The organism is bacterium, from assembly GCA_040757115.1.
In the GTDB taxonomy this organism is placed as follows: Bacteria; UBA9089; CG2-30-40-21; order CG2-30-40-21; family SBAY01; genus JBFLXS01.
This window is the reverse complement of the sequence record JBFLYA010000222.1, coordinates 1-6,090: the sequence shown is the minus strand read 5'-3', so window position 1 is coordinate 6,090 and position 6,090 is coordinate 1. Positions and strand designations below refer to the sequence as shown.

General features: G+C 38.8%; 8 protein-coding genes and 1 pseudogene. 2 read left to right on the top strand and 7 right to left on the bottom strand.

What is annotated here, in order from left to right:
• Positions 1-89 precede the first annotated feature (89 nt).
• The gene (locus tag AB1422_15400) at positions 90-893 is read right to left on the bottom strand and encodes a hypothetical protein (protein MEW6620695.1); all 804 of its coding nucleotides are present in this window, start codon (positions 891-893) and stop codon (positions 90-92) included.
• A 298-nt stretch (positions 894-1,191) separates the two neighbouring features.
• Here AB1422_15400 and AB1422_15395 point away from each other — a divergent pair.
• A pseudogene (locus tag AB1422_15395) lies at positions 1,192-1,356 on the top strand (glycine--tRNA ligase subunit alpha).
• A gap of 30 nt (positions 1,357-1,386) precedes the next feature.
• On the opposite strand, the gene AB1422_15390 reads toward AB1422_15395, so the two are convergent.
• The 4 genes from AB1422_15390 to AB1422_15375 all read right to left on the bottom strand — a co-directional run bounded on the left by AB1422_15390 (position 1,387) and on the right by AB1422_15375 (position 3,240).
• A complete protein-coding gene (locus AB1422_15390; GenBank protein ID MEW6620694.1) occupies positions 1,387-1,551 on the bottom strand; it encodes a hypothetical protein in 165 nt (54 codons plus the stop codon).
• A 36-nt stretch (positions 1,552-1,587) separates the two neighbouring features.
• Positions 1,588-1,938, bottom strand: coding sequence for a hypothetical protein (locus tag AB1422_15385; GenBank protein ID MEW6620693.1), 351 nt, complete (start codon positions 1,936-1,938; stop codon positions 1,588-1,590).
• 156 nt (positions 1,939-2,094) lie between these two features.
• Positions 2,095-2,295 carry an SH3 domain-containing protein gene (locus AB1422_15380; GenBank protein MEW6620692.1) on the bottom strand — a complete coding sequence of 67 codons (201 nt, stop codon included), beginning with the start codon at positions 2,293-2,295 and terminating at the stop codon, positions 2,095-2,097.
• A gap of 177 nt (positions 2,296-2,472) precedes the next feature.
• Complete coding sequence (locus AB1422_15375) at positions 2,473-3,240, bottom strand: HEPN domain-containing protein (GenBank protein ID MEW6620691.1); 768 nt, start codon at positions 3,238-3,240, stop codon at positions 2,473-2,475.
• Between the two features lie 365 nt (positions 3,241-3,605).
• Here AB1422_15375 and AB1422_15370 point away from each other — a divergent pair, with 365 nt between their 5' ends.
• Positions 3,606-4,046, top strand: coding sequence for a four helix bundle protein (locus AB1422_15370; protein ID MEW6620690.1), 441 nt, complete (start codon positions 3,606-3,608; stop codon positions 4,044-4,046).
• On the opposite strand, the gene AB1422_15365 is transcribed toward AB1422_15370, so the two are convergent.
• A complete protein-coding gene (locus AB1422_15365) occupies positions 3,960-5,327 on the bottom strand; it encodes a hypothetical protein (protein ID MEW6620689.1) in 1,368 nt (455 codons plus the stop codon). The two genes, AB1422_15370 and AB1422_15365, sit on opposite strands and share 87 nt — an antisense overlap.
• On the bottom strand, positions 5,324-6,090 hold a 767-nt coding region (locus AB1422_15360; GenBank protein MEW6620688.1), incomplete at its 5' end, for a hypothetical protein. The genes AB1422_15365 and AB1422_15360, both read right to left, overlap by 4 nt.

Genomic DNA, 6,090 nt, shown 5'->3' with positions numbered 1-6,090 from the left:
ATCGAGAGTGGGGACATTTGGAATCAACCCCTTTCTTGAAATGGAGAACAGCATATTGTCTCACTTGAGCTAAAATAAAAATAAGGACTTTATGCCCCTAAAACTAAAAAACTTGAACATCGAGTATCAGAGTCTTCAAAGAGACGATACAAAACAATCTTTTCTCTGTCTGAAGTCGAGCTTACATCGACCCTTACTGGTTTTGTGCGGTTGAAGATTTTTTTCAAACCTTCTTTTTCTTCGAGAAAAGTCAAAAACACAAGAAGGTTCCTATTCGGATCGTTAGCAACTTCAAAAAGATGTTCTAAAAAAGTTTCGTTTCTTTCAATCAAGTCAGCTTGTTTCTCAGGAGCAAATGAGCCATACCAGTTCTCTATCTCATCAATAAAAATGGCACAGGTTTTATCACCAACCATATCTTCGACCTGATCCACAGTAGGAAAGCGTTTGATTTTGCTCAAAATGTCTTCCCTGCCTAATTTGGAAAATATCGGTTCCCAGAGAAAATCTACATCGTATCTTCTTGTAGAAACTATGCAAGTATTAGTAGAAGGCGGTAAGGCAATGTCAATCTTCCAATTCCGTAACCAGCTTTTCGCAATTTGGGGCTCCCTTAAAAGATGGTATAAAGTTATAAGTCCGTGTGTTTTTCCTGCACCGTAGGGTCCTACTAATAAAACAGCGCCTTGATTTGAAGTACCTGTAAGCTTCTCATTGACCCGTTCTAATGCCCTCTTAAGTGCTGATGATACATAGGTTACTTTAAACAAATCTTCTGCCTTGTTCTCAAGGCGTGCTTCCTCACTATCTACTTTATGGGACTGGATTACTCCCTGAAATCTGCCTTCTAAAATTTCACTCCTGGGTTTTATGATATCCTTAATCAAAGTCATTTCTTACCTCCATAATTTGACTGATAGGAAATTGCTTTTTTGAGTGTTTTGGATATTATATCCATTTGTGCCCATGGTAAGGATATTTTACCACAAATTTTATCCTTGGTCAACAAAAAATTCGGTTCTTCAGAAATTCTCGGTGAATCTGAATAAACAGTCCAAGTAACCACCTTAAAACCATTTTTTGCTTTTTAAACATCTTCTTCCTCTAAATTGCTTAAAAATTCTCCCTCCTAAACCTATGGAGAATCTCCTTTATTTTAGAAATTGGGCACACTATTCTCCTTATCACAAAATCAAATCCTTATTTAATAGTCTTACTGCATTAGGGATAAAACCATTAGAGCATGACATAAGATTTGTTGAGGATGATTGGGAATCACCCACTTTAGGTGCGGCTGGGTTAAGTTGGGAGGTCTGGCTTGATGGTATGGAGATAACTCAGTTTAAATATTTCCGTATGTAAAACGATTTATTAATGATTGAGTCATTAGTATTTCCTCCCCACATTACCCACGCATTTCCTGGGTACAGGTCTGTCAGGATGAAATCCCTGTTCATCATACAATGTGCAGGTGGCTTTTTTATGGTCCACAGACCAAATCTTACAATGTTTACAATCAGCACATCTATCCCCTGATTTTATTGAAGACATAACTTTTTACCTCCTTATCTTTTATTTTTGCCATGGTTATTTCTCTTGCCTTTCTTTTTCCATTTCTTCCTTAAAGACTTTCCACATTTCTATACTTTCCTTTTTTACTTTTTCTAAGAAAGGTTTTATCTCTTTCTCACTCCTTACTGTTGCACGAGCCAGCCATCTGACTAATTCTTCTAATCTACTTGTCTGGTCTTTTAGTTGGCTCTTCTCTTTTTCTAATTTTGCCACCTTCTCTTCTAATTTCGCCACTCGTTCCTTTAAAATGCTCACTTCTTTTTCAAGTTGGGAAGAGGACTGGGAAGAAGGGTATGCGGTTATAGATAAAAAGCAAATCAACCCCAAGACCAATCCCGCAATTCCTATTTTCTTAACTTTTCTCATTTTCACTCACCTTGTTAATTCTGTAAATTTTACTGTTTTTATATTTAGACCACGAATGACACGAGCGATTGAAGGACACAAATAAAGTTAGTTGACAATGTGCAATCCACTCACTCTTTATCCACAAGTTCTCTGTATATATAGCCGTTATCACCCTTATACTTGATAACATACCATCCATTTTTCTTCTGATAAGATATTTACTTTTTCACCCCTTTCCATTTTACCTATAACTGCATAGTCTGTAGAAGGTCCAGAACGAATATTAACAACATCCTCTTTTACTGTTCCTACTATCTCTGTCCCTTTTGTATTTCCATAGATACTTATCTTAGAATTACGAAAACTAACGCCCAAATGAATGCTACCCGGAGAGAATAAAGGAGTTTAGTTTTTTCGCAAAATCTTGCAATATTTATCCCATCCTCTTCATCTATTCTCCCATCTTTGCAGCCCTGGCAAAATTATTCAGGATTGAATTTTTAAGATGGCCGAAGTCATCAAGATTGCCTCGATAAAATATTCCTACAGAGCTTAGCCCATATTTTGGTGGTGGATAGTTGAGACTGCAGGTGATAAATCGGTTAATTCTTTCTGAGCAATCTTTAGTAATTCTTGAGCGAGATTGATTATGAACTCCGCATCTTTTGGTTCAAGTTGTGCATGAGGTTTATAACGTGCCTTAGCTCGTAAATCCAACCCAAGATTAAGATTTTTCCCAAAAAATTCAGGAACTCTTTTAGATAAGACAAATAGCTTGCCGAATTGGGTGACAATACCTCCATGTGAAGAGGCAAGGGGATTTTTTGTACTTATAATTAATGCCTTGACCAAAAGTTCACAGGCATTGTATCCACTATCAATTGCAAGACGCAGTTTGTCTTCATTTAAGGCATCTTTTGCATAATTGAGATACTCTTGGGCTAAATTGAGGTAATCTCTAAAATCTAATTCCCATTCTGTACCAGATAATGTTGTAAAAATGGGCTTTCCAAATTTTAGCACCTCCCAGAGAAAGGGAGAACGACCTAAGGATTGTTCAAACTCTTCTTTTGACATAGGAATGACCTCAATAAATCTTCCTTGTTCACAGCTAATCCTGAAACTAATTTCACTGGCTATCTCTAAAAATCTCCGCTCGTCTATATCAGAATAAACTGCTAATATATCTATATCGCTTTCTTCGGTTGTCAGAGCTTTAGCAGTGCTTCCAAATAGATAGACTCCCAAAATCTTTTCCTTTAGGCAATCTCTCAATTCTAAAGCAAAATGTTCTGTTATGTCCTTAATTATTCCTGTCATTTTCTACCCTCCTCTATGTCTCCAAAGGGTATGTAATAAATGATTCTTCATTTTTGCCGACTTAAGAGCGTGATGGGCCCGTGCTATTAGTTCTTGTATTTCTTTCATAAGCAAACTCCATCCCTTTTTATATGCAAGTAAAGTGGCCATCTTGAACCTTCTATAGTTTCTCTTGTGATTCTTTTAATCCCCTAATTATAATACATCATTTGCTAACAACAGTCAAGAAAAAAACCACCCAATTTTTGGGTTTATCAAAGAAAAGATTGTAAAGTCATTGTATATTTACCCTACAACGACATCTATGATTGATCCACAAATCAGGTGGTCTGGTGTCTGGGTGTCTAAGTGCCTGTGAGGTGGGTATGAATGACGATAAGTATCGGCTGGATGATTTTGAGCTTTATCAACTGGCACTTAAGTTCCGACAAAATGTTTACAAGCTCATTAAACAGCTTCCATCTGAGGAGCGCTATTGTTTAGACCCGCAGATGAGAAAGGCGATTATCTCAGTCACGAACAACATCGTAGAAGGACATGGACGTTGGCATTATCAGGAGAATATACGATTTTGCAGGATTGCAAGAGGTTCGGTTGAAGAAATTCTGGACGACATCAATGTTTGTATGGATGAAGGCTACGGAGAGAAATCCGTAAGCGTTCAGCTCAGGAAGGAAGGTTACGAGCTAATTGCGAAAGTTAACAGTTATATTGGCTATCTACGCAGATGTAAGCAAGGAATGGAGGAAGAACAGTCTGGTGGTCAGACACCAAGACACCAGACACCTATACCTCAGAGTATCTGAACGCTTACTGGCGGTAAAATTAGTAAATGACGTTGTAGGGTTTATTACCCTCTTAAAATTATTCATGATTGAGTTTTTAAGATGGGCAAGGTCATCAAGATTGCCTTTGTAAAATATCTCTACAGAGTTTAGCCCATATTTTGGTGGTGGATAGTTGAGAATGTAGGTGATGAATTGCTCAATACGGAATTTATCTGCTGTCTTTGTGTCAATATAGACTTCTGAGAGATCAATAGACCTACCTTGGTTATAAAATTCCTCACAAGGAGGCTCAGATAGGATAAACATCCGATTACCCTGTTTTGGCCAAGAATTACCAAAGGTAAAGACAACCCTGCCGCATTCTTTTGTTCGTTCTACTTTGGCTTTGCAGTGTTCACAATGCCTTGTGCCATTGTTGTAGGTTGAGCTTAAAGGCTCGGTATAGCGAAGGCAGCTGTTGCAGATAATCCTGCGGTAGATTGGAGGGATGAGAAGGATAAGGAAGGGGGTTGATAAGAGGGAGGAGATATAGCTCAATGCCGTAGCAATCACGCCACCAATCACGCCAAAAATCGCGCCACCAATCCCACCAGCAATCACGCCAAAAATCATGCCAGCACTCCCGCCAACAATCCCGCCAGCAATCACGCCAAAAATCATGCCAGCAATCCCGCCAGCACTCCCGTCAGCAATCATGCCAGCAATCATGCCAGCAATCCCGCCAGCAATCACGCCAAAAATCATGCCAGCAATCCTGCCAGCAATCCTGCCAGCAATCCTGCCAGCAATCCTGTTAGCAATCCTGTTAGCAATCTCGTCAGCAATCTCGTCAGCAATCATACCAGCATTCCCGCCAGCAATCCCGCCAGCAATCATGCCAGCAATCCCGCCAGCACTCCCGCCAGCAATCATGCCAGCAATCATGCCAAAAATCACGCCAAAAATCAAACCACCAAAAATTCCACCAGTCATGCCAAAAATCCTTATTCTCTCTTCGTCAAAATTGTCTTCATCAAAAACAAAACCACCAATAGCACCTCCAAACCATCCAATAAGAAAGCCATAGATAATACCTTGACTACCCCAACTATAAGAAAGGAGCAAATACCCTACTAATCCGCCAAAAATACTGGCAAGAGACCCTTCCAAAATAACAATGCCGATTCTTTCTAAAATCCGGATATCTTTTCCTGTAACCTTATTAATTGCCCGATAAAGTCCTCCTAAAAGTCCAGATAGGACGATTCCACCACCCAGTATCCACAGTATTGAAAAATAGTTGACAAAATCTTCTTTCATTCCCTTTCTCCCAACAACCTTTCTAAAAATGATGGTTTTGCAACCCCTTCTTTCTTTCCTTTTATCCCTTCAATTGAACCTATCAACATAGTGATGAATCCTTTTTTATCATCGGCTTTCTCAAAAAGGAGGTTTATTATTATCTGCAGAAGTTCTATGTCTTTCTTGTCGATTATATAATTTAAGATTCTCTCTTTATGAGATATGTAGAGGAGTTCTTTAACATCTTGGGAGAAGGTGATATATCTTTCCCTGAACCTTTCATAGTCACCCATCTTCAAAGAATATTCTGCCGGATACATAGAGACAATCTCCTCTTCTCTCCCTGTAGCAATTATCTCGGTAAGGGCTAATATGGGTTTTGAAGGGTCTTTAATCTCAAAGTTGAGATTGTAATCGTAAGTTAAGAGGTCTATCTTTAAAGAGTAGGAGACTGCTTGATAAAAATCAGATTCTTTAGGAATTCCCATAATCTTAAGCCCAAGGTTTGCTCCATAAGAATATGTATCAAAGGAGAGGTTTTCTTTCAAGGAATAAGGCAGAAGGGTATATAACCAACCAAGAAAGTTAAGGCACTCTTTATCTTGACCAACCAGCAATAAGGGAGCCTTTAAGGAGTTATAATTGAAACAGTAGTAAAGGAGAGTAAGGATAAGGTCTTGTGGCATTGGAGGTGTTTTAAATTCAAGCCCTTTCTCCTCATCAAGAAGAAAGTTGATTACATCCAGAGGTTTTTCAGGAGGGCTCGTTCTAAAGAGACCAT